At 36.9% G+C, this 21,956-nt stretch carries 19 protein-coding genes and 3 tRNA genes; 13 read left to right on the top strand and 9 right to left on the bottom strand.

The window, feature by feature from the left end; translation table 11 throughout:
- Complete coding sequence (recD, locus tag DK866_RS11985) at nucleotides 1-1,911, top strand: exodeoxyribonuclease V subunit alpha (RefSeq protein ID WP_109409082.1); 1,911 nt, start codon at nucleotides 1-3, stop codon at nucleotides 1,909-1,911.
- Nucleotides 1,912-1,987: 76 nt separating this feature from the next.
- On the opposite strand, the gene argA is transcribed toward recD, so the two are convergent.
- Nucleotides 1,988-3,322 (bottom strand): amino-acid N-acetyltransferase, encoded by a 1,335-nt coding sequence (gene argA / locus DK866_RS11980; protein ID WP_109409081.1) that lies wholly within the window; start codon nucleotides 3,320-3,322, stop codon nucleotides 1,988-1,990.
- 240 nt (nucleotides 3,323-3,562) lie between these two features.
- Here argA and amiC point away from each other — a divergent pair, with 240 nt between their 5' ends.
- Nucleotides 3,563-4,825 (top strand): N-acetylmuramoyl-L-alanine amidase AmiC, encoded by a 1,263-nt coding sequence (gene amiC, locus DK866_RS11975; protein WP_109409080.1) that lies wholly within the window; start codon nucleotides 3,563-3,565, stop codon nucleotides 4,823-4,825.
- 207 nt (nucleotides 4,826-5,032) lie between these two features.
- On the opposite strand, the gene DK866_RS11970 is transcribed toward amiC, so the two are convergent.
- The 3 genes from DK866_RS11970 to DK866_RS11960 all read right to left on the bottom strand — a co-directional run bounded on the left by DK866_RS11970 (nucleotide 5,033) and on the right by DK866_RS11960 (nucleotide 5,316).
- Nucleotides 5,033-5,109 (bottom strand) — tRNA-Met (locus DK866_RS11970).
- Between the two features lie 22 nt (nucleotides 5,110-5,131).
- Nucleotides 5,132-5,208: transfer RNA gene (locus DK866_RS11965), tRNA-Met, on the bottom strand.
- Nucleotides 5,209-5,239: 31 nt separating this feature from the next.
- Nucleotides 5,240-5,316: transfer RNA gene (locus tag DK866_RS11960), tRNA-Met, on the bottom strand.
- Between the two features lie 355 nt (nucleotides 5,317-5,671).
- On the opposite strand from DK866_RS11960, the gene mltA reads away from it, so the two are divergent.
- Together mltA and tcdA are read left to right on the top strand one after the other, a co-directional pair.
- Nucleotides 5,672-6,766, top strand: a complete 1,095-nt coding sequence (gene mltA, locus DK866_RS11955) for a murein transglycosylase A (RefSeq protein WP_109409079.1) — start codon at nucleotides 5,672-5,674, stop codon at nucleotides 6,764-6,766.
- A 109-nt stretch (nucleotides 6,767-6,875) separates the two neighbouring features.
- Entirely contained in the window at nucleotides 6,876-7,694 is an 819-nt protein-coding gene (gene tcdA, locus DK866_RS11950) for a tRNA cyclic N6-threonylcarbamoyladenosine(37) synthase TcdA (protein WP_109409175.1), read from the top strand.
- A 143-nt stretch (nucleotides 7,695-7,837) separates the two neighbouring features.
- Here the strand turns inward: tcdA and csdE are convergent, their stop codons facing one another.
- Both csdE and csdA read right to left on the bottom strand, forming a co-directional pair.
- Nucleotides 7,838-8,287, bottom strand: a complete 450-nt coding sequence (gene csdE, locus DK866_RS11945) for a cysteine desulfurase sulfur acceptor subunit CsdE (protein ID WP_109409078.1) — start codon at nucleotides 8,285-8,287, stop codon at nucleotides 7,838-7,840.
- A 5-nt stretch (nucleotides 8,288-8,292) separates the two neighbouring features.
- Nucleotides 8,293-9,504: a cysteine desulfurase CsdA gene (gene csdA, locus DK866_RS11940; protein WP_109409077.1), complete on the bottom strand. Its 1,212-nt coding sequence runs from the start codon at nucleotides 9,502-9,504 to the stop codon at nucleotides 8,293-8,295.
- A gap of 661 nt (nucleotides 9,505-10,165) precedes the next feature.
- Between csdA and DK866_RS11930 the strand changes: the two genes are divergently transcribed.
- From DK866_RS11930 to rlmM, 3 genes are read left to right on the top strand one after another with little or no spacing between them, the layout of a single operon-like run.
- Entirely contained in the window at nucleotides 10,166-11,086 is a 921-nt protein-coding gene (locus DK866_RS11930; RefSeq protein ID WP_023582728.1) for a transcriptional regulator GcvA, read from the top strand.
- 45 nt (nucleotides 11,087-11,131) lie between these two features.
- Nucleotides 11,132-11,527, top strand: coding sequence for a DUF423 domain-containing protein (locus DK866_RS11925; RefSeq protein ID WP_109409076.1), 396 nt, complete (start codon nucleotides 11,132-11,134; stop codon nucleotides 11,525-11,527).
- Complete coding sequence (rlmM, locus tag DK866_RS11920) at nucleotides 11,520-12,617, top strand: 23S rRNA (cytidine(2498)-2'-O)-methyltransferase RlmM (RefSeq protein WP_109409075.1); 1,098 nt, start codon at nucleotides 11,520-11,522, stop codon at nucleotides 12,615-12,617. Before DK866_RS11925 ends, rlmM begins: the two co-directional genes overlap by 8 nt.
- Nucleotides 12,618-12,736: 119 nt before the next feature.
- Here rlmM and xni read toward each other — a convergent pair whose 3' ends face one another.
- From xni to queF, 3 genes are all read right to left on the bottom strand, one after another.
- Nucleotides 12,737-13,486 (bottom strand): flap endonuclease Xni, encoded by a 750-nt coding sequence (xni, locus tag DK866_RS11915; protein ID WP_109409174.1) that lies wholly within the window; start codon nucleotides 13,484-13,486, stop codon nucleotides 12,737-12,739.
- A 6-nt stretch (nucleotides 13,487-13,492) separates the two neighbouring features.
- Nucleotides 13,493-14,860: a nucleotide 5'-monophosphate nucleosidase PpnN gene (ppnN, locus tag DK866_RS11910; RefSeq protein ID WP_036913815.1), complete on the bottom strand. Its 1,368-nt coding sequence runs from the start codon at nucleotides 14,858-14,860 to the stop codon at nucleotides 13,493-13,495.
- A 91-nt stretch (nucleotides 14,861-14,951) separates the two neighbouring features.
- On the bottom strand, nucleotides 14,952-15,797 hold the full coding sequence (gene queF, locus DK866_RS11905; RefSeq protein WP_109409074.1) for an NADPH-dependent 7-cyano-7-deazaguanine reductase QueF: 846 nt from the start codon (nucleotides 15,795-15,797) through the stop codon (nucleotides 14,952-14,954).
- 156 nt (nucleotides 15,798-15,953) lie between these two features.
- Here queF and syd point away from each other — a divergent pair, with 156 nt between their 5' ends.
- From syd to DK866_RS11875, 6 genes are all read left to right on the top strand, one after another.
- Nucleotides 15,954-16,505 carry a SecY-interacting protein gene (gene syd, locus DK866_RS11900; protein WP_167395485.1) on the top strand — a complete coding sequence of 184 codons (552 nt, stop codon included), beginning with the start codon at nucleotides 15,954-15,956 and terminating at the stop codon, nucleotides 16,503-16,505.
- A gap of 465 nt (nucleotides 16,506-16,970) precedes the next feature.
- On the top strand, nucleotides 16,971-17,294 hold the full coding sequence (locus tag DK866_RS11895; RefSeq protein WP_109409073.1) for a YqcC family protein: 324 nt from the start codon (nucleotides 16,971-16,973) through the stop codon (nucleotides 17,292-17,294).
- 8 nt (nucleotides 17,295-17,302) lie between these two features.
- Nucleotides 17,303-18,067 (top strand): tRNA pseudouridine(65) synthase TruC, encoded by a 765-nt coding sequence (truC, locus tag DK866_RS11890; protein WP_109409072.1) that lies wholly within the window; start codon nucleotides 17,303-17,305, stop codon nucleotides 18,065-18,067.
- 302 nt (nucleotides 18,068-18,369) lie between these two features.
- Nucleotides 18,370-19,821: a PTS glucose transporter subunit IIBC gene (ptsG, locus tag DK866_RS11885; RefSeq protein ID WP_109409071.1), complete on the top strand. Its 1,452-nt coding sequence runs from the start codon at nucleotides 18,370-18,372 to the stop codon at nucleotides 19,819-19,821.
- A 122-nt stretch (nucleotides 19,822-19,943) separates the two neighbouring features.
- Entirely contained in the window at nucleotides 19,944-21,419 is a 1,476-nt protein-coding gene (locus DK866_RS11880) for a hypothetical protein (protein WP_109409070.1), read from the top strand.
- Between the two features lie 65 nt (nucleotides 21,420-21,484).
- Nucleotides 21,485-21,928: a flavodoxin gene (locus DK866_RS11875; protein ID WP_109409069.1), complete on the top strand. Its 444-nt coding sequence runs from the start codon at nucleotides 21,485-21,487 to the stop codon at nucleotides 21,926-21,928.
- Nucleotides 21,929-21,956: the final 28 nt, after the last annotated feature.

The following is a 21,956-nucleotide window of genomic DNA, read 5'->3' as shown; positions in this document are numbered from 1 at the left end:
ATGATCAAACTATTAGAACAAGCGATTACACAAAATGTATTACGACCGTTAGATCTTCGATTTGCACAAATGCTGGTGGAAGATGAAAATCCGATTTTACTGTTTATCTTTGCTTATTTAAGCGCTCAAACAGGAGCTGGGCATGTTTGTTTGCCATTAAATATTATCAAAGAAAATCAATTGTTTGATGGTAGGCAAGACGAACTTTCTCGCGCTATTTGGCAAAGAATGGGAGAGCCTTCTACTGATCAAATAATTGAAGCGTTAATACATAGTCATTGTGTTAATCAAGGTGGTGATAATTCTCCATCACCTATCATTTTAGATAATGGACTTCTTTATCTGCAAAGAATGTGGAGCTATGAAGAAAAAGTGGCTCAATTTTTTAGGCAAGAACATCCGGTGGTTGATATTGATGAAAATGCATTAATTAAAGCACTCAATCAGCTTTTTCCAACAGCAAAAGAAAATAAAGAAACTAATTGGCAGAAAGTAGCTGCCAGTGTTGCTATCACTAGCCCTATCTCTATTATCTCTGGCGGCCCAGGAACAGGAAAAACCACAACGGTGGCAAAAATCTTGGCTGCTTTTGTGATGCTTACTTCGAATGAGAAACCCATTATTCAATTAGCAGCACCAACTGGAAAAGCTGCTGCCCGATTAACAGAATCCCTAGGTAAAGCACTTGCTCAACTTGCTTTAAGTGAAGAAGAAAATAAGTGGATGCCAAAGCAAGCACAAACTATTCATCGTTTGTTAGGGGCTCAGCCCGAAAGCCAGCAAGTGCGTTACCATAAAGATAATCCATTACAACTTGATATTTTAGTGGTTGATGAAGCGTCAATGGTTGATTTACCTATGATGGCTCGCTTAATTGATGCACTCCCACAGCAATGTCACGTTATTTTCTTGGGAGATAAAGACCAACTCGCTTCTGTTGAGGCTGGAGCTGTATTAGGGGATATTTGCCGTTTTGCGGATGATGGTTTGAGCCAAAAGCGATTTGATAAAATTGATTATTTAACACAAGGTGAGTTATCAAAATCTGCAGATATTATCTCTGTTTCTAACACACCCGTTTCAGTTGTTAGTGATTCACTTTGCCTATTACGAAAAAGCTATCGATTTGGCTCGAATTCAGGAATTGGTCAACTTGCTTTTGCTGTAAACCAAGGACAGACTAAAACAGCGCTGACATTGCTGAAGAAGGCAGTAATTACGCCTCAACAAATTGAAATGGCACTAGATACTCAAGATGTGAATTTTATCCCATTAGAGAGTGATGAAAACTATTTACTGATGATACAAGATGCAGCACAAGCCTATCGACAGTATCTCTCATTGATAGCAGAAAAAGCCACTCCTGATGCGATCCTTAACACATTTAACCAGTATCGTTTATTGTGTGCATTAAGAGAAGGGCCATTTGGTGTAAGTGGGTTAAATGATCGAATTGAAATGCTATTGCACCGTCAACGATTAATTCGTCGCCCTACAAATAGCTACCAGAGTGACTACATTGGACGTCCGATTATGATCCAGAGAAATGATAGTACACTTGGGCTGTTTAATGGTGATATTGGTATTATGCTCAATAATGATGAAGGCGAAATGAAAGCCTTTTTCCAATTGCCAGATGGTACCTTAAAAGCCATTCAGCCTAGCCGGTTACCTCAACACGAAACGGCGTATGTTATGACAGTGCATAAATCACAGGGATCTGAATTTACACATACAGCATTAGTATTACCTGAAAAATTTTCGCCAGTGGTCAGCCGTGAATTACTGTACACCGCCTTAACTCGCGCTAAACAAAAACTTTCTCTTTATGCCTGCGAATATATGGTGAAAATGGCTATTCAAACACGTATTCAGCGTCGAAGTGGTTTAGTCGATAAGTTACGTTACTAATCTTTATCAGATAAGACAAAAACAATAAAAGACAGATATTGAGAGGGATACCTGTCTTTTTGTTTATATTTGATAGTTACTCTTTATGTAAATCTAAAATCAAAATTTTGGAGCGACGCTGATAATTGTAGAGCGCCTGCTTTTCAATGGGTAATTTATCAATTTCAGCAGGTTCAAATCCTTTTTCTTGAAACCAGTGAATACTGCGTGTTGTTAAAACAAATAGTTTTTCTAATCCTAATTGCTTTGCATGGGCAGAAATTCGTTGTAGTAATACCTCACCACGACAAGAGCTACGATAATCAGGATGAACAGCAACACAAGCCATTTCACCAATTTTTTCTGATTGATAAGGATAAAGAGCAGCACAGGCTATAGTCATATTATCGCGTTCAATAATGGTGAATTGATCTATCTCCATTTCTAATTGTTCTCTTGAACGTCTGACTAAAATACCTTGTTGCTCTAATGGGCGAATAAGTTCGAGTATGCCACCAATATCATTGATATTGGCTCTACGAACTTTTTCTGCACTTTCCATCACGATTTGAGTTCCTATACCATCGCGAGAGAATAGCTCTTGAATAAGCGCACCATCAGATTGATAACTTAATAGGTGACTGCGCTCTACGCCTCGGCGACAGGCTTTAACGGCACCTCGCAAAAATCTGACTGTACCTGAGTGGTAATCGCCTTCGGTTTGTAGCTCTTGGATTTTATCTTCGGCTTGATTAGGTAGTAATTCAGAGACAATGTGTCCATCTTCATCGACAACACCCTGGAAAGAGCAAAAACCAATAATTTTTTGCGCTTTAAGTTTTATAGCAAGTTGTGTCGCTACTTCTTCAGATGTGAGATTAAAGCTTTCACCAGTAACAGACACTGCAACAGGGCCAATTAATACGATGGCGTTACTGTCTAATTGACGGTGAATAGCTTCTTCATCAATACGACGAATTTTTCCGCTATGACAATAATCCACGCCATCATCAACTCCCAAGGGTTGTGCAATGACAAAGTTGCCACTAACGACATTAATATGCGCACCTTGTAATGGTGTATTACTTAAACTCATTGATAAACGTGCAGTGATGTCGAGCTGTAATGTACCCGCTGCTTGTTTAACAATTTCTAAGGTTTTACTATCAGTAATACGAGTATATTTATGATAAATTGGTGAAACTTTTTGTACTTCAAGTGCCATATCAATTTGTGGTCTAGCGCCATAAACAACCACTAAACGGATACCTAAACTGTGTAGTAATCCAATATCGTTAATGATAGATGGAAAATTTTCATGTGCGATAGCTTCGCCACCCAACATAATGACAAATGTTTTGCCTCTATGTGCATTAATATACGGAACCGAGTGGCGGAATCCATCGACCAATTCGGTGCTACGCTCTTTCATAAAACCCTCTCAAGTGAATTTTTATTCGCATTTAATGTATTTTTATTCTTTTTGATGAGGAATGGCAAGTAAAATCCTATCTTATTGTTTTGCATGAGGGCAGAATATTCGTGTAAATGTGAGTAATTGTGCTGTTTTTAAGTGACAGTAGAGTGTGGATTGGGTAAAGTTTTTCGTTCTTAACTTTTTTTATCTCTTTTTAGAGTTTATTGACGTTAATCGTTTTTTTGGAATATTTTCATGAGTCATTCTGAGCACAATCAAACTCGTCGTCGTCTTGTTAAAGGAATTGGCGCGTTATTATTGTTAAGTGTTAGTCCTGTTGGCTTTGCTGCGACAGCATCTATTGTTGCTGTCAGGGTTTGGCCTGCCTCGACTTATACTCGCGTGACTATAGAATCAAAAACACCACTGAAATATCGTCAGTTTGCATTATCAAACCCAGAACGTATTGTGGTGGATTTAGAAGGTATTCAGCTTAATAGCGTATTAAAGGGTATGGCTAATCAAGTTCAGACTAGCGATCCTTATTTAAAGTTGATCCGTGTTGGTCAAAATACGCCCAAAACAGTGCGATTAGTTTTTGAAGTAAAAACACCAGTACAACCACAAATGTTTACTCTAAAACCTGTTGCGGAATTTAAAAACCGTTTGGTGTTAGATTTCTACCCAAGCCATGGTGCAAATGCTGAAGATGATCCACTCTTAGCACTGTTACGTGAATATAATGATGGTGATTTACAACAAGCGGTACCAGCCCAAACAGACACCCGAAAACCGGGTAGGGCAGGGAGAGACAGACCTATCATTATCATGATCGATCCTGGGCATGGTGGGGAAGATCCTGGTGCCATTGGAAAATATAAAACACGTGAAAAAGATGTGGTATTACAAATTGCACGTCGCTTAAGAACGTTAATTGATAAAGACGCCAAAATGAAGGCGTATATGACACGTAATGAAGATGTGTTTATTCCATTAACGGTGCGTGTTGCTAAAGCACGAAAAATGCAAGCTGACTTGTTTGTCTCTATTCATGCTGATGCATTTACGAATCGTTCTGCCAGAGGTTCATCTGTTTTTGCGTTATCAAAAACAGGGGCGACCAGTAATACTGCACGCTATCTTGCACAAACACAAAATGAGTCTGATTTAATCGGTGGTGTGAGCAAAAGTGGTGACCGTTATGTTGATCATGCGATGCTTGATCTTGTACAAACGGCAACTATCAATGACAGTCTAAAATTTGGTAGTGAAGTGCTTAAGTTGTTGGGAGGGATTAATAAACTACATAAGAATAAAGTTGATCAGGCAGGGTTTGCGGTATTAAAAGCCCCTGAGATCCCCTCTATTTTAGTAGAGACTGCCTTTATCAGTAATATCGAAGAAGAGAAGAAACTGAAAACGGCTAAATTCCAGCAACAAATTGCAGAATCTATTTTTAAAGGGATCAAAGCTTATTTCGCTAATGGCGGTGAATTAACCTTAGCTGACCGTAGCTAATCTCTTCCTATACCCTTTTTTATATTCCAGTAGAAAGCTAAAATCATGTGTTTTCTATTGGAATTTCTATTGTATTTTCAGCACAATAAATTTATCCAATACGTTATTGAAATAAAAGAAAATTGATGTAGTAAATCTATGATTGATAAGATCAGCTTTTTGAATTAAAAGAGAATGTAAAAATGAGAGGAAATCTTGAAGAAAAATTGGTTGCGGGAGCTGGATTTGAACCAACGACCTTCGGGTTATGAGCCCGACGAGCTACCATGCTGCTCCATCCCGCGACTGAATTGTTATTTATAGAATTGGTTGCGGGAGCTGGATTTGAACCAACGACCTTCGGGTTATGAGCCCGACGAGCTACCATGCTGCTCCATCCCGCGACTGATACTATAAACTTACTGCATTGTGAATTGGTTGCGGGGGCCAGATTTGAACTGACGACCTTCGGGTTATGAGCCCGACGAGCTACCAAGCTGCTCCACCCCGCGTCTCCACAGAGGGGCACTATACTCAGGATCTGCTGAGTTGCAAGTTTTTTATGAAATTTTTATCGTTTTCTTTTAAAAACGGTCAGAAATAATACATGAGGATGCAATTTTAGGCAGTTATACTCGTGGTGCTTAAAGTTGTAGGAGCTGACTATACTCATTGGAGTCACATCGTTTATCTATGTTTCTCTCTATTTCCACTTGTTGTGACTTAATGTTTAAAAGTCATATTGATTAGGGGATAATAGAAAACCTTAACTATCAGTATATCCATATTCATATCTTTATTGATTTGGCTTTGGTATCTTTTTAATTCAAAATCAACACTCAAATTTAGTCATTAAGCGGGCAAAAAATGATTACTTGGCGAAAATCGTTAATTTTAGGTATGTTAGCGCTTGCCTTGACAGGATGTCATCGTCCTACAGAGCAAGGTCAGCAATATAAAGATGGGAAACTTAAACAAGACTTGATCGAAGTCAGCTCGCCAAATACACAAGGTACACCGATTAATGGCCCAGATTATCTGCAACAAGTTAATCAGATAAATCAAACATCATCTCGTTTGTATAATAGTAACAAAGAGACTTATCAAGCAGTTGAAAACTGGCTACGTTCAGGGGCTGATACTCGCCAATTACGTCAATTTAATCTTTCTGCGTTTCAAATGGAAGGTGTTGATAATTATGGTAATGTTCAATTTACTGGTTATTATACGCCAGTCCTTGAAGCTCGTTTAACACGACAAGGTGAATTCCAATATCCTCTTTATAAAATGCCCGCCAATAGTCGCTCGAAACTCCCTTCACGTGCAGCTATCTATAATGGTGCATTAAGCCAATCTTTAATTGCAGCTTATAGTAATTCCATTATGGATAATTTCATGATGGAAGTTCAGGGAAGTGGTTACGTTGATTTTGGTGATGGAAAACCACTTACCTTTTTCGGTTATGCAGGGAAAAATGGGCATGCTTATCGAAGTATAGGTAAAGTACTAATCGACAATGGTGAAGTAGAAAGAAAAGATATGTCGATGCTTGCTATCAGAGAATGGGCTGATAAACATAGCGACACTGAAGTGAGAAAATTATTAGAAGAAAATCCTTCATTTGTTTTTTTTAAACCTGAGCCTTTTACACCAGTAAGGGGTGCAAGTGCTATTCCATTAATTGCACTTGCATCAGTGGCTTCTGATAGAAGTATTATTCCTGCGGGGACTGTATTACTGGCTGAAATTCCTGTGCTTGATAATTCAGGTAAGTTTACAGGTGAATATCAAATGCGTTTGATGGTGGCATTAGATGTAGGTGGCGCAATTAAAGGGCATCATTTCGATATTTATCATGGGATTGGTAAAGATGCAGGTCATATGGCAGGTTTTTATAATCATTATGGACGTGTTTGGGTATTAAAAAAATCACAACTTAACTTGCTAAATCCTTCGTCATAAAACGATTTACTATTTATCAGGTTATTATTAACGGTAAAATCAGGCAAACGACATGGCTATTGATATCAATAGCCATGATTATTTCTGTTATTTAGGTTGTTATCGCATTATGCAAAATTCATTATCAGATTCATATTTACAACGCTTTTCTGGAATAGGGCGACTTTATGGGCAAAAAGCGTTGTCTTATTTTGCACAGGCTCATATTTGTGTCGTGGGTATAGGTGGGGTAGGCAGTTGGGCTGCGGAAGCGCTGGCACGCAGTGGTATTGGTTCTATCACCTTAATTGATATGGATGATGTTTGTGTAACTAATACAAATAGGCAAATACATGCATTAAAAGAAAATGTGGGGCAGCCTAAATGTGACGTTATGAAACAGCGTATTTTAGAAATCAACCCAGAATGTAATGTCACTAGTATTGATGATTTTGTCACGGTTGATAATGTCGCTGAGATGATGAATAACGATTTTGATTATGTGATTGATGCGATTGATAGTGTTAGACCAAAAGCTGCGTTATTAGCCTATTGTCGCCGTTATAAAATTCCTGTGATCACAACGGGAGGGGCTGGTGGGCAAATTGATCCAACCCAAATCCAAGTGGTTGATTTAGCAAAAACAATTCAAGATCCTTTAGCAGCTAAATTAAGAGAACGTTTAAAATCTGATTTTAATGTTGTAAAAAATAGCAAAGGTAAGTTAGGTATAGACTGCGTTTTTTCTACTGAACAACTGGTTTATCCACAGGGTGATGGTACAGTTTGCGCAGCGAAAAGTACTGCTGACGGTGTAAAGCGAATGGATTGTTCAGCAGGATTTGGCGCAGTAACGATGGTAACCGCTTCTTTTGGTTTTATTGCGGTGTCTCATGCGTTGAAGAAGATGTTAGCGAAGGCTCAACGTACTTGTCATATTTCAAGTTGAAGCGTTGTTGACTATGTTCATTCGCACTAGTCACATACTGATGTATGCTCCTAGCGACTCATTCACATATCGCCTAGCTGCACTTCGAATGATTTAGAGTATATATTTGTAGTATATATTGAGATTTTGAGTCTAAGTTAAGGCTAAGATTGAGAAGTGAGTGATTTTAGCCGTGCGATAATCGCATTCACTCCGTCAGTGCGAGATTGGCTAATTTGATTAGCCAATCCTAATTGATCGAAAATCGCTAATATATCGATATCAGCTATTTCTTGTGCTGTTTTATTTTCAACTATTGTTAAGATAATCGTCAGTAAGCCTTTTACAATACGACCATCACTATCGCCATAAACATGGTATTTGCCGTTATTATTTAACTCGACACCAAGCCACACTCTATTTTCACAACCCTTGATCTCTTTTTCTGTTGTTTTTAATGCATCAGGTAATGTGGGCAATTTTCGTGAGAGCTGAATTAATTGACGATATTTATCTTCCCATGCTTTTGATTTTTGAAAATCATTAAGCAATACCTCTAAGGTAATTTCATGACCAAAAGGGTGTTGCGTGGTGAGATGATGTGTGTTGTTCATTATGATTATTCGTCTTTTAAGAGTGTTAAAGCAAAATTAATGGCATTAATAAAAGTATCAATATCAGCAGGTTGATTATAAGGCATAAAAGAAATACGTAAACAGCCTGAAATATTTAATGAATCAATAAGAGGCTGTGCACAATGTTGTCCTGTACGTAATGCTATGCCTTTCTCTGTGATTAATGTTGCTAAATCACTATGGTGGATACCTGCAAAATTAAAAGAGATGACGGATGAGTTTGGTGCGCGATAGCTGATAAATCCATCTAACTCACGTAGGCGCCTTTCAGCTTCATCAGCAAGCTCCAATGTATATTGGTTAGCCTGAGACATATCTTGTGTTTCTAGCCATGCTAATGTTGCTGAGAAAGCGATAACACCCGCAACATTAGGTGTTCCGGCTTCAAAACAGTGAGGAATAGCGGCAGGTGTAAAACTATTAAAGGTTGCATTTGTTAGCATTTTCCCCCCACCATGCCAAGGTGCCATCTCGTCTAAAAGCTCACGTTTACCATAACAAATACCTAATCCATTAGGGCCATAAAGCTTGTGCGCGGAGAAAACATAAAAATCAATATCAAGTGCGCTCACATCCGTTGAGTGGTGTGCGATACCTTGTGCACCATCAACAACCAATAAGCAATTATGATATTGGTGAACACATTGAGACACTTTATCTAATGCGATTTGAGCACCTGTTACATTCGACATTTGGCTAATTGCCACAATACGAGTTCGCTCATTGATCAAGCGATTTAGATCCTCAATTGAAGGCAATAAATCATCTTCAATAGCCCAAGGGATCACCCGTGCACCAGTCTGTTGTGCCAGCATTAACCAAGGAATAAGGTTGGCATGATGCTCTTGTTCACTCACTATTATTTCATCACCTGCTTGTAAGCGTGGGCGAAAATAGCCTTGAGCAATCAAGTTGAGTGATTCTGTGGTGCCTTTTGTCCAAATAATAGTATCACTATCAGCACTATTAATTAATTTGGCAACTTGTTGACGAGTCGCTTCAAACTGTTGTGTGGTTTCTTTAGCGTGTTGATATTGGCTACGATGAACCGTTGCAAAATTGTGGCGATAAAAATTATCTGAGGCTTCTATCATCGCAAGAGGCTTTAATGCCGTAGCTGCGCTATCAAGATAAACTGTGTTTGCTTCAAGAGCAGGAAATTGTTGTCGAAATAATTCAGGGGAAAATACGTTCATAATTATGTTGTGTTAGTAGATGAATAACGTTTCGTAATTTGTAGTAAAAATAGGGCGTATAGATTATACGGTTAATTATATTTATTTATAATGAAAAACTAAGAACATCCGTTTATAGCATGATAGTGCGCCCATAATAACACAACAAAGATGGCGAAAGTTCACTCAATAAAAAATCACAGATAGCAGATTTATTATGTATTTTTTCTTTAATTTAATCATTTTAAAGAGAATATGATGCATTTTTCAGAACATTGACAATAAATTTATTGTAAAAAAAAGATGAAAACATCGAAAGTGAGTGTATAGAGGATGAAAAGCTAGATAAAAATAGGGAATAAAAAAAGCACCGCCTTGGCGGTGCACTATAAAATCACTATGGACAGACAGGGTAAATGTACAGGAAGTGAAAAAAAACAGTAGCATCAGCTACTAAGTCTGGAATTTCCAGACAACTTGCAAACACAACATCACAACCACAAAGCCAAAAGTTTTGCAGTATTACTACTACACAACTTTTCGTTCCGGCTTAGGAAGTGCGCTTACTATAGGTATTTACTGGCTAATCATCAAGGGACAAATTATAATGCTTCGCATAAAAAAAACTAATGATGAAAGTTAGGGTCTACTAATAGCCAAAATAGGGGTTTAAGAGCCGAATATGTCTAAACGTTTACCACCATTAAATGCGCTTAGGGTTTTTGATTCAGCTGCACGTCATTTAAGTTTTACTAAAGCTGCTGAAGAATTATTTGTGACGCAAGCAGCAGTGAGCCATCAAATTAAAACACTAGAAGAATTCCTTGGGCTAAAATTATTTAGAAGACGTAATCGCTCGCTTTTATTGACTGAAGAAGGGCAAAGTTATTATCTCGATATCAAGGAAATTTTTTCATCAATTAACGAGGCAACTCGCAAATTATTAGCGAGAAGCGCGAAAGGTGCACTGACTGTTAGCCTTTCTCCAAGTTTTGCGATTCAATGGCTTGTACCTAGGTTATCTGGATTTAATCAAGCTTATCCGGGGATTGATGTACGAATTCAGGCTGTTGATAGAGAAGAGGATAAGCTTGCTGATGACGTTGATGTGGCAATTTTTTATGGTCGAGGAAACTGGACAGGGCTACGGACAGACCGTCTTTATGCTGAATATTTAATTCCTGTTTGTGCGCCATCTTTACTTACAGGTGAAAAACCACTAAAAACCCCATCAGATCTGATTTATCATACGCTACTACATGATACATCTCGTCGAGACTGGCAAGCTTATGTTCGCCAATTAGAGATACAAAATCAGATCAATGTGCAGCAAGGCCCCATTTTTAGTCATAGTTCAATGGTGATCCAGGCCGCTGTACATGGGCAAGGTGTTGCATTAGTTAATAATGTCATGGCACGTAGTGAAATAGAATCAGGTCGGCTAGTTAGACCTTTTCCAGATGTCCTTGTCAGTAAAAATGCATTTTATTTAGTTTGCCAAGATAGTCAGGCTGAATTGGGTAAAATTGCGGCTTTTCGCCAATGGATTTTATCACAAGCAGCGAATGAACAAGAAAAGCTGGGTTTACTGACATCATCTTAATATTATGATTGGCAAAATATCTTCTAAATTAGGAAGGAATAAACAGTGAATAGTCGTACATTGCTTATGTTTTCCGCGATTAGTGGCTTTTTTTATGTCGCTTTTGGTGCATTTGCAACACATAAGCTAGCACCTCATTTATCGCCACAACATTGGGAATACATCCAGTTAGCGATGCGTTACCAGATTGTACATACCTTGATACTTGTCGGGATCGCAGCAATATTAATGCGAAAAACCATCTTATGGTTTTATTGGGCAGGTATTTTCTTTAGTGTTGGTATTCTACTTTTCAGTGGTAGCCTTTATTGTATGGCGCTAACACAAGTTAGATTGTTATCTTATTTTACGCCAATTGGTGGGTTTAGTTTTCTTATTGGTTGGACTTTAATTTTTATTGGCGCTTTGCGTCTAAGGGCACCGGCGTCTCGCCATGAATAAAGTTGCATTATATTGTCGCCAAGGTTTTGAAAAAGAGTGCGCGGCTGAGATTACGGATAAAGCAGGTCAAATAGGCGTTTATGGTTTTCCTCGTGTTAAAGAGGGAAGTGGCTATGTGATTTTTGAATGCTACCAAGAAGGTGAAGCAGACAAAATTGCACGTGAAGTAAATTTCCGTGAGTTAATTTTTGCTCGTCAGATGTTTGTGACAGGTGAATTACTTAAAGATTTACCGCCAGAAGATAGAATTACACCTATTGTTGGAATGCTAAAAGGTGCTGTTGAAAAAGCGGGTGAACTTCGAGTTGAAGTTGCTGATACTAACGAAAGTAAAGAGCTATTAAAATTTTGCCGTAAATTTACGGTGCCATTACGTAATCATTTACGTAATGAAAAAATTTTGCTGAAAGTAGAGAATTTTAGCCGTCCTATTATCCATGTGTTTTTCATTGCACCGGGATGTTGTTATGTTGGTTATTCTTATAGCTTTAATAATTCCGCATTCTATATGGGTATTCCCCGATTAAAATTCCCCTCAGATGCACCAAGTCGTTCTACGCTGAAACTTGAAGAAGCATTCCATATCTTCATTCCTTATGAAGAGTGGGAAGAGCGTTTAGCAAGCGGAATGAAAGCTGTTGACTTAGGAGCCTGTCCTGGTGGTTGGACTTATCAATTAGTGAAACGCAGTATGATGGTACATGCAGTCGATAATGGTCCAATGGCACAATCTTTAATGGATACAGGGCAAGTTCGACATCACCAAGTTGATGGTTTTAAATTCGAACCTACCTCTAAAAATATCACATGGCTTGTCTGCGATATGGTTGAAAAACCAGCTAAAGTGGCTGCGCTAATGACAACATGGGTTGCTAATGAATGGTGCCGTGAAGCGATTTTTAACCTAAAACTACCAATGAAAAAGCGTTATGAAGAAGTTTCTCATATTCTTGAAAAAATAAAGACAGAGTTAGCAGAAAAAGGGATCAACGTTAAGATCCAAGCTAAGCACCTTTATCATGATAGAGAAGAAATAACTGTTCATATTCAAAATATCTGGGCTGCTTACCGACCAGATCGTGAGTTCTAAAAACGTTCAAAGTACATGATAATAAAAGGCTAAGCTTATAAATAGATGCTTAGCCTTTTTAATAGGATCTTGTTACTCAAAGATATTATCTTGCTGAGTTTTAATGATTGAAAGCTTGGCTATTTTAAACGTAACTGTTGCAGATTACCGTTTAATTGAATATCAGTGCGTAATGTTGTGATTGTCCGACTAATAAATGCAGACTCTTTATGGGTAATAAGTTTGTTTTGCCATTTAGTAGGAACATCATCAATATGTTGATAGAGCGATTCTAGATCTGGGTGAATTTGTAAAAGCTCGGTGGCACTTTTAGGTCCAATACCAGGAACGCCTGCAACCTTACTGCTGCTTACGCCTGTTAATCCCCAATAATCAGTAAGCTGAGATGGTTCGACACTAAATTCTGCTCTGATAAATTCTAAATCTAACCAACGTCGTTGAAAATAATCGCGTATACGAATAGAGGGTGAAAGTAACTGACAATACCCTTTATCGGTTGAAATAATAGTGACTCGAAAACCCGCACTCGCCACTTTTGTTGCCAATGTTGCAGCAACATCATCCGCTTCATCACCGCCAGAGTGCCAGCTTTGTATTCCTAAATTGAGTAACATTGCTTTAATTTCTGGCAATTGTTGACGCAGGTCATCAGGCATTGGTGTGCGACCTGCTTTATAATCAGGTAAGAGTTGATGTCGCCAACTACCGTCTCTGTCATCTTCATCAAAGACCGCTACGGCATGAGTAGGTTGGGTGTGACCAAGCAGTTGGTTGACGCTCTGTTCACACACTGTTAGGCAAGAAGAACCTGACGCCGCATGAATGCGGCGGATCAGGTTTAAAGCATCAATAATCAGCAAATGTACCATCATAAATTAGCTGATAATCTCATAGCATGGTTGGTAAGCTGTACCACCCGGAAGTTTCATGCGATGTTGCTCAACAAAGCCCGCTAATAAAATATCCATCCGACGCATAATTTCACGATCACCATGGATTTTATAAGGGCCGTAAGCTTCAATTGCTTTCATACCCACTTCTTTTACGTTACCCGCCACAATACCAGAGAATGCGCGACGTAAGTCAGCTGCTAATTTTTCAGGTGATTGATCGGTGCTTAGGTTAAGTGATGCCATATTTTCATGTGTTGGTTCAAAAGGAAGTTGTAAATCAGCATTGATCTTCATTGACCAGTTAAAGCTATAAGCATCCCCTGTACTACGACGATTATCTTTTACCAAAGGCATATATTTTTTCATAATGCGAGCCACTTCAGGCGCATCATCAATAATAATTTGGTAATGGCGTCGAGCCTCATCACCTAATGTATTTGCGATAAAATCATCGAGTACATTAAAGTAATCAGCACTCTCTTTCGGGCCAGTTAAAATCAGTGGTAATACTTGATCTTGGTTTTCTGGAGACATAAGAATACCAAGTAGATACAGTAATTCTTCGGCAGTTCCCACACCACCAGGGAAAATAATAATACCATGTCCAATACGAACAAAGGATTCCAGACGTTTTTCAATATCTGGCATAATAATGAGTTCGTTAACTAATGGATTTGGTGGCTCAGCTGCAATGATAGATGGTTCTGTCATACCAATGAAACGGCTATTTTTATATCGTTGTTGAGCATGGCCGACTGCAGCACCTTTCATTGGTGCTTCCATCGCGCCTGGACCACAACCTGTACAAATATTAAGTTCTCGTAGCCCTAATTCGTTACCCACTTTTCGGCCATAAAGATACTCAGTTTCATTGATAGAGTGGCCACCCCAGCACACAATCATATTAGGATCTTCATCGATATGAAGGGCCCTAGCATTACGCAAAATAGAGAAAATAGTGTTAGTGATATGAGTGCTATTTTCTAAATTAAGGTGCAGGTCACGTTTGGCTGTTGTGATTTGTCCATGAACAAACAAAATGTCACGAAGTACAGCAAATAAGTTAGCTTGCAGTGAACGAATAATTTTTCCATCAACAAAAGCGTCTTCAGGAGGATTGACTAACTCTAATTTAACGCCACGTTCACGGCGCAGTACGTTAATATCAAAATCTTGGTATTTAGATAACAGTTCTTTACTACTATCAGTAAGGCTACCAGAGTTGAGGACAGCAAGAGAACAATTACGAAACAGTTGGTAAAGATCACTGCTTGCGGTTCTCTTTAGCATATCAACTTCTAGCTGTGAAAGCAGATCCATGGAACCTAATGGGCTGACATGAGTTATCACGTAGGACTCCTTTTTCTCCTGAAATAACAAACTGAAGTGCAACTGATCTTGGTATAACACAGATCATATTAACATACAGGCATTATTCCTATTATTGTCTGGCTAATCGACTGACTTTTGGAACAAACTCACAATTACTACGCCAAGGATTGATATCTAATCCACCACGTCGCGTATATCTTGCATAAACAGTTAATGTTTCTGGCGCACAAAATTGCATGATGTCGTGAAAAATTCGCTCAACACATTGTTCATGAAATTCATTATGTTGCCTAAATGAGACTAAATAACGTAGTAATTTTTCACGATCAATTTTTTTGCCTTTATATTGGATAGCGACAGATCCCCAATCTGGTTGATTGGTAATAAGGCAGTTTGATTTTAACAGATGACTGACTAGAGTCTCTTCAACCAGTGTATCGGTTGTCGATCCGTTTAACCATTGTGCATCAAACTGATAATTATCGATTTCAATGTCTTGTTCATCAATACACTCTCCAGCAAAATCAACAATAGGTTGTGATGTAAAATGCGAAAGTGGGTAAATAGCTAGATTCACTTTACCTTTAGCACAAGAGGTTAAATCTTTAAGTAAGGTTTTTTCAACGATATCCCAGCTTTCAAAGCGAGTTTGGTTAAAACTGTTGAGATATAGTTTAAAGCTTTTAGATTCAATGAGGTTTTCCGTCTTTGCATCTAATTCAACATGACCAATTGCAACTTGTGGTAACCCTTTGCTATTAAGCCAAGAGAGTTCATACATAGTCCAAATATCACCACCATGAAATGGCAAATTTTCAGCAGTTAAAGAAAGTGAGTCTCGGTTTAGGCTACGAGGAACGCCTTGTAATAATTCGGCATCATAGTGATCATGATATTGAGTCTTTTTGCCTAAAGATAATGTTTCAAGAGATTTATCACCTTGATATAAAGACATAATTTACATCCTAACTTTAACTGAAAATAAAAGAAGGTTAATTATACTATTGAAACATCAATAGTATACGAATGCTTTATTTTTGATGCTCTGAATTAATAACATAATCAGGTAACATAAAGGCTAATTTTTATTTAATAGATAAAGCTGATAACCGTGATTGAAAATATTTCCTCTGAATTAAAAGCCTTCACCCAAAAATATGTTGAGTTATGGCAAGAAAAATCAGGTTTACCTCCTGCGAGTGAAGATCTCTATGGTGTTCCTTCCGTTTGTATTTCAAGAACAGGTGATGAAGTCGTTTATTGGCTACCTCAACCTTTTGTGGGAACGGATAAACTAGAAAAAGTTGAAAAAGCGATGGGGATTATTATTCGCCCTGAATTACATAATTACTTTACCACTCAGTATGCGGGAGATATGCAAGTTCGCTTTAGAGATACACACTTGAGCTTAATCCAAGTTTGGAGCGAAGAAGATTTTATCCGCCTACAAGAAAATATTATTGGGCATTTGGTGACACAAAAGCGGCTGAAATTAACGCCAACTTTATTTATTGGTACAACAGATTCAGAAAACGACATAATTTCTGTATGTAATGTTTCTGGCGAAGTTATTCTTGAAACTTTTGGTCAAAAGAAAAGAAAAGTTTTAGCGGAAAATTTATCTGTTTTTTTATCAGAATTAGTCGTGGTGTATAGTGAATGATGTAGTCTTAAAACTATTCTTTGTGTGAGACATATCTTACAAAAAAAGAGTCTGTTTTTTTAGATAATGGGTCCTTGTATAAGAGTAAATTTGATTTATTTAAGTAGAGCAATAACTTAATAACCTATTGTTTTTATTTATGGTTATTTCTATTTAATTGCTTTTATTTTGTGGGTTGTTTAACTAATCAATTATTGGCATTCTACGTTCACCAACTAAAGGACTGCTTGGTGACCGATATAATGTAAAGTAATCAAGGGCACAGGAAATAGGATATTTCCATTAATGTGGATACAGACTTAATCACAGGGATAGATAAAACGGTCTTGCTTGGATGCATGTGTTGTACAGACAGCTATTTTTCTTGTCTAAAAGGAGTTTCGGCTCCTTTTATTTTTTTATTTGTTTTCTGTTATTCCATCCCAATGTTATCCTTATTCGTAAGTTTTATATAAGGAACACATGATGACAGCAGAACAACGTATTTTAGCGAAATTGCTCTTAATCGAAAAAGAGATGAAGAACATTGAGCTATGGCAATTAGGATCACCAACTGAGCAAGCATTTGAAAGTATTGAACCTTTTTGTATTGATACAATGAGTGCTCATGAATGGTTACAGTGGGTATTGATTCCACGATTGTCATCAATGATTGAAAATGAGATGCCATTACCTAATTCATTTGCAATCGCGCCTTATTACGAAGAAGTATTCAAAGATGATGAAAGTCGCGACTTTACTGATTTACTTAATCATCTGCGTGAACTTGACGCAATGTTTAAATCATAAGGCTGACAATGCTAGATATTATTTATCAAGATGAATATCTTGTTGCGGTGAATAAACCTGCGGGCTGGCTTGTTCACCGTAGTTGGCTCGATAGACATGAAACGGTGTTTGTGATGCAAACACTGAGAGATCAAATAGGGCAACATGTTTTTCCTGTACACCGTTTAGATAGACCTACGTCTGGTGTTCTATTAATGGCACTCTCTTCAGATGTTGCTAGGGCTCTTTCTCAATCTTTTGAACAACATAAGACAGAAAAAATTTACCATGCCGTTGTCAGAGGGTATGTTGAAGAAGCGTTAGTGATTGATAGTCCTTTAGTGGAAGAGTTAGATAAAATTGCAGACAAATTTGCAACTCAACCACCACAAATTCAAGAATGTGTAACACATTGCCAGCCATTAGCAACCGTTGAAAAAGAGGTTGCGATTGGGCGCTATCCTACATCTCGATTTAGTTTATTAGAATTGCGTCCTGAAACAGGTCGTAAGCATCAATTACGTCGCCATATGTCTCACATTCGTCACCCAATTATCGGCGATACTGCACATGGTGATTTACGTCAAAATCGTGGTGTTGTAAATCATTTTCAATCTCATCGCTTGATGTTACATGCAAGCCATCTAAACTTAATTCATCCAATCACATTGCAACCGCTTAATTTAACGGCGAAATGGGATCTCCCTTGGCAACACCTTATTAATCAATTTGGTTGGCGTGGATTAAGATCTGAATTAGAGCAGTATGGCGAAGATTTATCTCATCACTTTTAATTCCTTTCTTATTCAAAATATTGATTTCTATATGTGACTATCAAGGCTTTTTTACTTAAGTCTTGATAGTTTGCGCAAATTTATAATCTCTATTAACTATTTGTAAAATATATAATTCTATAAATTGATCTGATCACATGCATTGAAACGTGACAGCTATCATGTATTCATTAAGCGATTTATTTTATGATGTGAAATAAATAAGGCTTATCATTAGATAAGTTTATGAAATAAAACCCACACTACTTTAAACAAATAAAAAACTTACAACATATAAAACCCACACTCCGGGAGTCTGCTTGATGTTTAAAAACCTATTTGTTGTTTTACAAAAAATCGGAAAGTCCTTGATGTTACCGGTATCTGTATTGCCTATTGCCGGTATTTTATTAGGGGTTGGTTCTGCAGATCTATCATGGATCCCCTCTTCTGTTTCTCAAGTTATGGCAGAAGCTGGTGGTTCAGTTTTCTCTAATATGCCGCTTATTTTTGCCATTGGTGTTGCATTAGGCTTTACCAATAATGACGGGGTATCAGCGCTAGCTTCCGTAGTGGCTTACGGCATTATGTCTAAAACCATGATAGTGGTTGCTCCTTGGGTTTTAGGGCTTTCACCAGCTGAAATTGAGGCACAACATCTTACTGATACTGGTGTGTTAGGGGGGATTATTGCAGGTATTATTGCTGCTTCCATGTTTAACCGCTTTTATCGCATCAAATTACCTGAGTATTTAGGATTCTTTGCAGGTAAGCGTTTTGTTCCTATTATTTCGGGATTAATTGCTATTTTTGTTGGGATTATCTTAGCTTTTATTTGGCCTCCTATCGGTACCGCTATCCAACGTTTCTCTGAATGGGCAGCCTATCAAAACCCAGCTGTTGCTTTTGGTATTTACGGTGTTGTAGAGCGTGGATTAGTACCATTTGGTTTGCACCACATCTGGAATGTACCGTTCCAAATGCAAGTGGGTGAATATGTAAATAGTGCAGGACAAGTATTCCACGGTGATATTCCTCGTTATATGGCAGGTGACCCAACCGCTGGTATGTTGTCAGGTGGCTTCTTATTTAAGATGTTTGGTTTACCTGCTGCCGCTATTGCGATTTGGCATTCAGCACGCCCTGAGAATCGTGTAAAAGTGGGAGGGATCATGATTTCTGCGGCATTAACTGCCTTCTTAACAGGGATCACTGAGCCTATTGAGTTCTCATTTATGTTCGTCGCTCCAATCCTTTATGTTATTCATGCTATTTTGGCTGGTTTAGCGTTTGTTATTTGTATCTTGTTAGGTATGCGTGATGGTACAAGTTTCTCTCATGGCTTGATCGACTTTATCGTATTAAGTGGTAATAGCAGTAAGCTGTATCTATTCCCAATTATTGGCATACTTTATGCCATAACTTATTACTCAATTTTCCGTTTTTTAATCGTGAAACTAAACCTGAAAACACCAGGTCGAGAAGTTGAAGATAAAAACGCCAAACAAGCGGATAAAAGTGCGATGGGGCAATCTTTAGTTGCTGCTTTTGGTGGTAAAGACAATATCAGTAGTTTAGATGCATGTATCACACGCTTACGCATTGGTGTAAAAGAGATCGATAAGGTTGATCGTGATGAATTGAAAAGATTGGGCGCTGCTGGTGTAGTCGTAGTTGGCTCTGGTATTCAAGCAATTTTTGGTCCTAAGTCAGATAATCTAAAAACTGAAATGGATGAATATATCCGGTCTTTGGACACGACTGAACAAGAATAAATTGTTTTTGATTGAATTATAAAAACACTCTTATGTGTAAACAAAGAGTGTTTTTTTATTGAAATAATATAGATGATAATTATGTAATTCTCTTAGGTATTAATCTGAATCTAGGAGGAAGTATGAATTCAACATTATCAATAGCAAATAATAAAAATTTTGTACTCTTACTAGAAGATAGTAAAGAGGCCTATTTTGAAGAAAAAGATTTATTTTCTTTTATAAAATATAGAGATGAAGAACTAAAGATCTTCAATAAAGATAAGAGGTTTATATTTTCAAAATTTAGTTGTGAATTAAAAAGTACATTTGAAAAGTATATTTTAAATAATAAAAATAGATTGGAAAAATTAAATAAAATTATTATTGAAGAGGGGTTGGTTGATAAAATAAGGATCTTTGATGGAAAAGTAGATGTGTTAAACTTAAATAGTGGTGATGATCTTAATCGTTTATTTTCCTCATTGTTGAGGAATAAAAGTAAACATAGTACACTCTTTAAAATGTTATTTAGTGATAATAATATATTAATTAATAACTTCATCTCAAAAGATAAAAAAGAAATTTTTCATAATATTGAAAAAATTGCAAATAATATAAATAACAATGGGGTTTTATCATTATTTAAAAGTAGAAAAAAAACAGAAATATATGATAAAAAGATGTCAGTAATGTTGGAGGTTCAATCAATAAAGCCTGAAATTACGCGAACCGAAAATGATTACACTAGTAAACCAATAGATACTGGGGGTTGTAACAAAATAAGGCATAATAAAAAAGAAGAATGTAGTGATGACTTAAGGGAAATAAGAAAAGTAGATAATGAAAAATCAAAGATAATAAAAGAAGTTAATGAAGGAAAAGAAAGGTTAAATAAATTTTTAGACGTCTTAAATGAAGGGTCACTTAATGTTATTAGATCTATAATTCATATATCTCATTTTATTAGTTGTAATGATAAAAATATTGACGAGAAATTTATTAATGAACTTGATGTTGATGTCGATAAATTAAGAGATAGAAGTGATAATGTTAATTTAAATGGTGATTTCTTTAAATTAAGCATTGAAGATTTGAACGTGAAATTAAATGAATTAAATTTAATTGTTAGTGAGCTTGATAAAAATAAAAAAAGAATAGCTATGTTTAAAGAACATAAATTAAACATTATTTATGAAGGGACTAGTTCATATAAACTCTTTACAATTAATCAGAATGACGTTGATTTTAAAAAATATTTTTTTGATAAAATAAGAGACGTTTCTTCTCAATTGTACCTTTATCATGGTTCATTAGAAAACCCTAAGGGACTCTTCTTTAGAATATATAAATATTTGTTTCCTAATAAGTATCTAGAAAAACAAAAGAAAAGTCATAATGCTTTTAATCAATTAAATATGTTATATAAAAATTTGTTCTGTTTGCTGCAATCTAAAGATTTTAAAAATAATTCAGTACCTAAATGGGCATGTAAATTAGTGGCTAAAACAATAAATGAATCTATACCTATGAATGATATTTTTTGGCAATTATCTAAAGAGCGAACAGAATGGAATAAAATTTATAAAGAATTTATTCTTGAGAAAGAAGGTGCATAATTTGTATATTGATAACGGTAGTATGTAACTTTCTATGTTTGTTGATAGATGGAATAGAGGATATTATGGCTAAAATCGGTATTTTTGTAGGTACAGTTTACGGAAATGCATTAGCGGTTGCTGAAGAGGCTCAACGTATTTTACTTGAGCATAAACACCAAGCTAATGTTTATGAAGAAGGAACTCTTGCGGATTGGAAAAAATATTCGACCGTATTAGTAATAACGTCGAGTACAGGGCAAGGGGATTTACCTGATACTATCGCACCTTTATTTCATGAACTGCGTGATAATCTGGGGTATCAGCCACACTTAAGTTACGGCTTAATTGCTTTAGGTGACAGTAGTTATGACCATTTTTGTGGTGCAGGTATGCAATTTGAAGCGCTATTACAAGAACATCAAGCAAAGCGTATTGGAGAAATATTAAAAATAGACGGTATGGATGTCGCAGAGCCAGAAGTATTTGCAATAGATTGGATAGAGAATTGGGTTAGTCAATTAGGTTAATTGAGAAAACAATTTAGTAAATCTAATT

The organism is Proteus genomosp. 4 str. ATCC 51469 (assembly GCF_003144375.1).
Lineage (GTDB): Bacteria > Pseudomonadota > Gammaproteobacteria > Enterobacterales > Enterobacteriaceae > Proteus.
This window is presented reverse-complemented; position numbering and strand designations above follow the sequence as displayed.

Coding starts and splice junctions, on each gene's coding strand:
- argA (WP_109409081.1), bottom strand. CDS start 3,322: ATGAAAGAGCGTAGCACCGAATTGGTCGATGGATTCCGCCACTCGGTT.
- ptsG (WP_109409071.1), top strand. CDS start 18,370: ATGTTTAAAAACCTATTTGTTGTTTTACAAAAAATCGGAAAGTCCTTG.
- rlmM (WP_109409075.1), top strand. CDS start 11,520: ATGAATAAAGTTGCATTATATTGTCGCCAAGGTTTTGAAAAAGAGTGC.
- xni (WP_109409174.1), bottom strand. CDS start 13,486: ATGGTACATTTGCTGATTATTGATGCTTTAAACCTGATCCGCCGCATT.
- queF (WP_109409074.1), bottom strand. CDS start 15,797: ATGTCTTTATATCAAGGTGATAAATCTCTTGAAACATTATCTTTAGGC.
- DK866_RS11875 (WP_109409069.1), top strand. CDS start 21,485: ATGGCTAAAATCGGTATTTTTGTAGGTACAGTTTACGGAAATGCATTA.
- DK866_RS11930 (WP_023582728.1), top strand. CDS start 10,166: ATGTCTAAACGTTTACCACCATTAAATGCGCTTAGGGTTTTTGATTCA.
- mltA (WP_109409079.1), top strand. CDS start 5,672: ATGATTACTTGGCGAAAATCGTTAATTTTAGGTATGTTAGCGCTTGCC.
- csdA (WP_109409077.1), bottom strand. CDS start 9,504: ATGAACGTATTTTCCCCTGAATTATTTCGACAACAATTTCCTGCTCTT.
- csdE (WP_109409078.1), bottom strand. CDS start 8,287: ATGAACAACACACATCATCTCACCACGCAACACCCTTTTGGTCATGAA.
- tcdA (WP_109409175.1), top strand. CDS start 6,876: ATGCAAAATTCATTATCAGATTCATATTTACAACGCTTTTCTGGAATA.
- amiC (WP_109409080.1), top strand. CDS start 3,563: ATGAGTCATTCTGAGCACAATCAAACTCGTCGTCGTCTTGTTAAAGGA.
- DK866_RS11880 (WP_109409070.1), top strand. CDS start 19,944: ATGAATTCAACATTATCAATAGCAAATAATAAAAATTTTGTACTCTTA.
- truC (WP_109409072.1), top strand. CDS start 17,303: ATGCTAGATATTATTTATCAAGATGAATATCTTGTTGCGGTGAATAAA.
- recD (WP_109409082.1), top strand. CDS start 1: ATGATCAAACTATTAGAACAAGCGATTACACAAAATGTATTACGACCG.
- DK866_RS11895 (WP_109409073.1), top strand. CDS start 16,971: ATGACAGCAGAACAACGTATTTTAGCGAAATTGCTCTTAATCGAAAAA.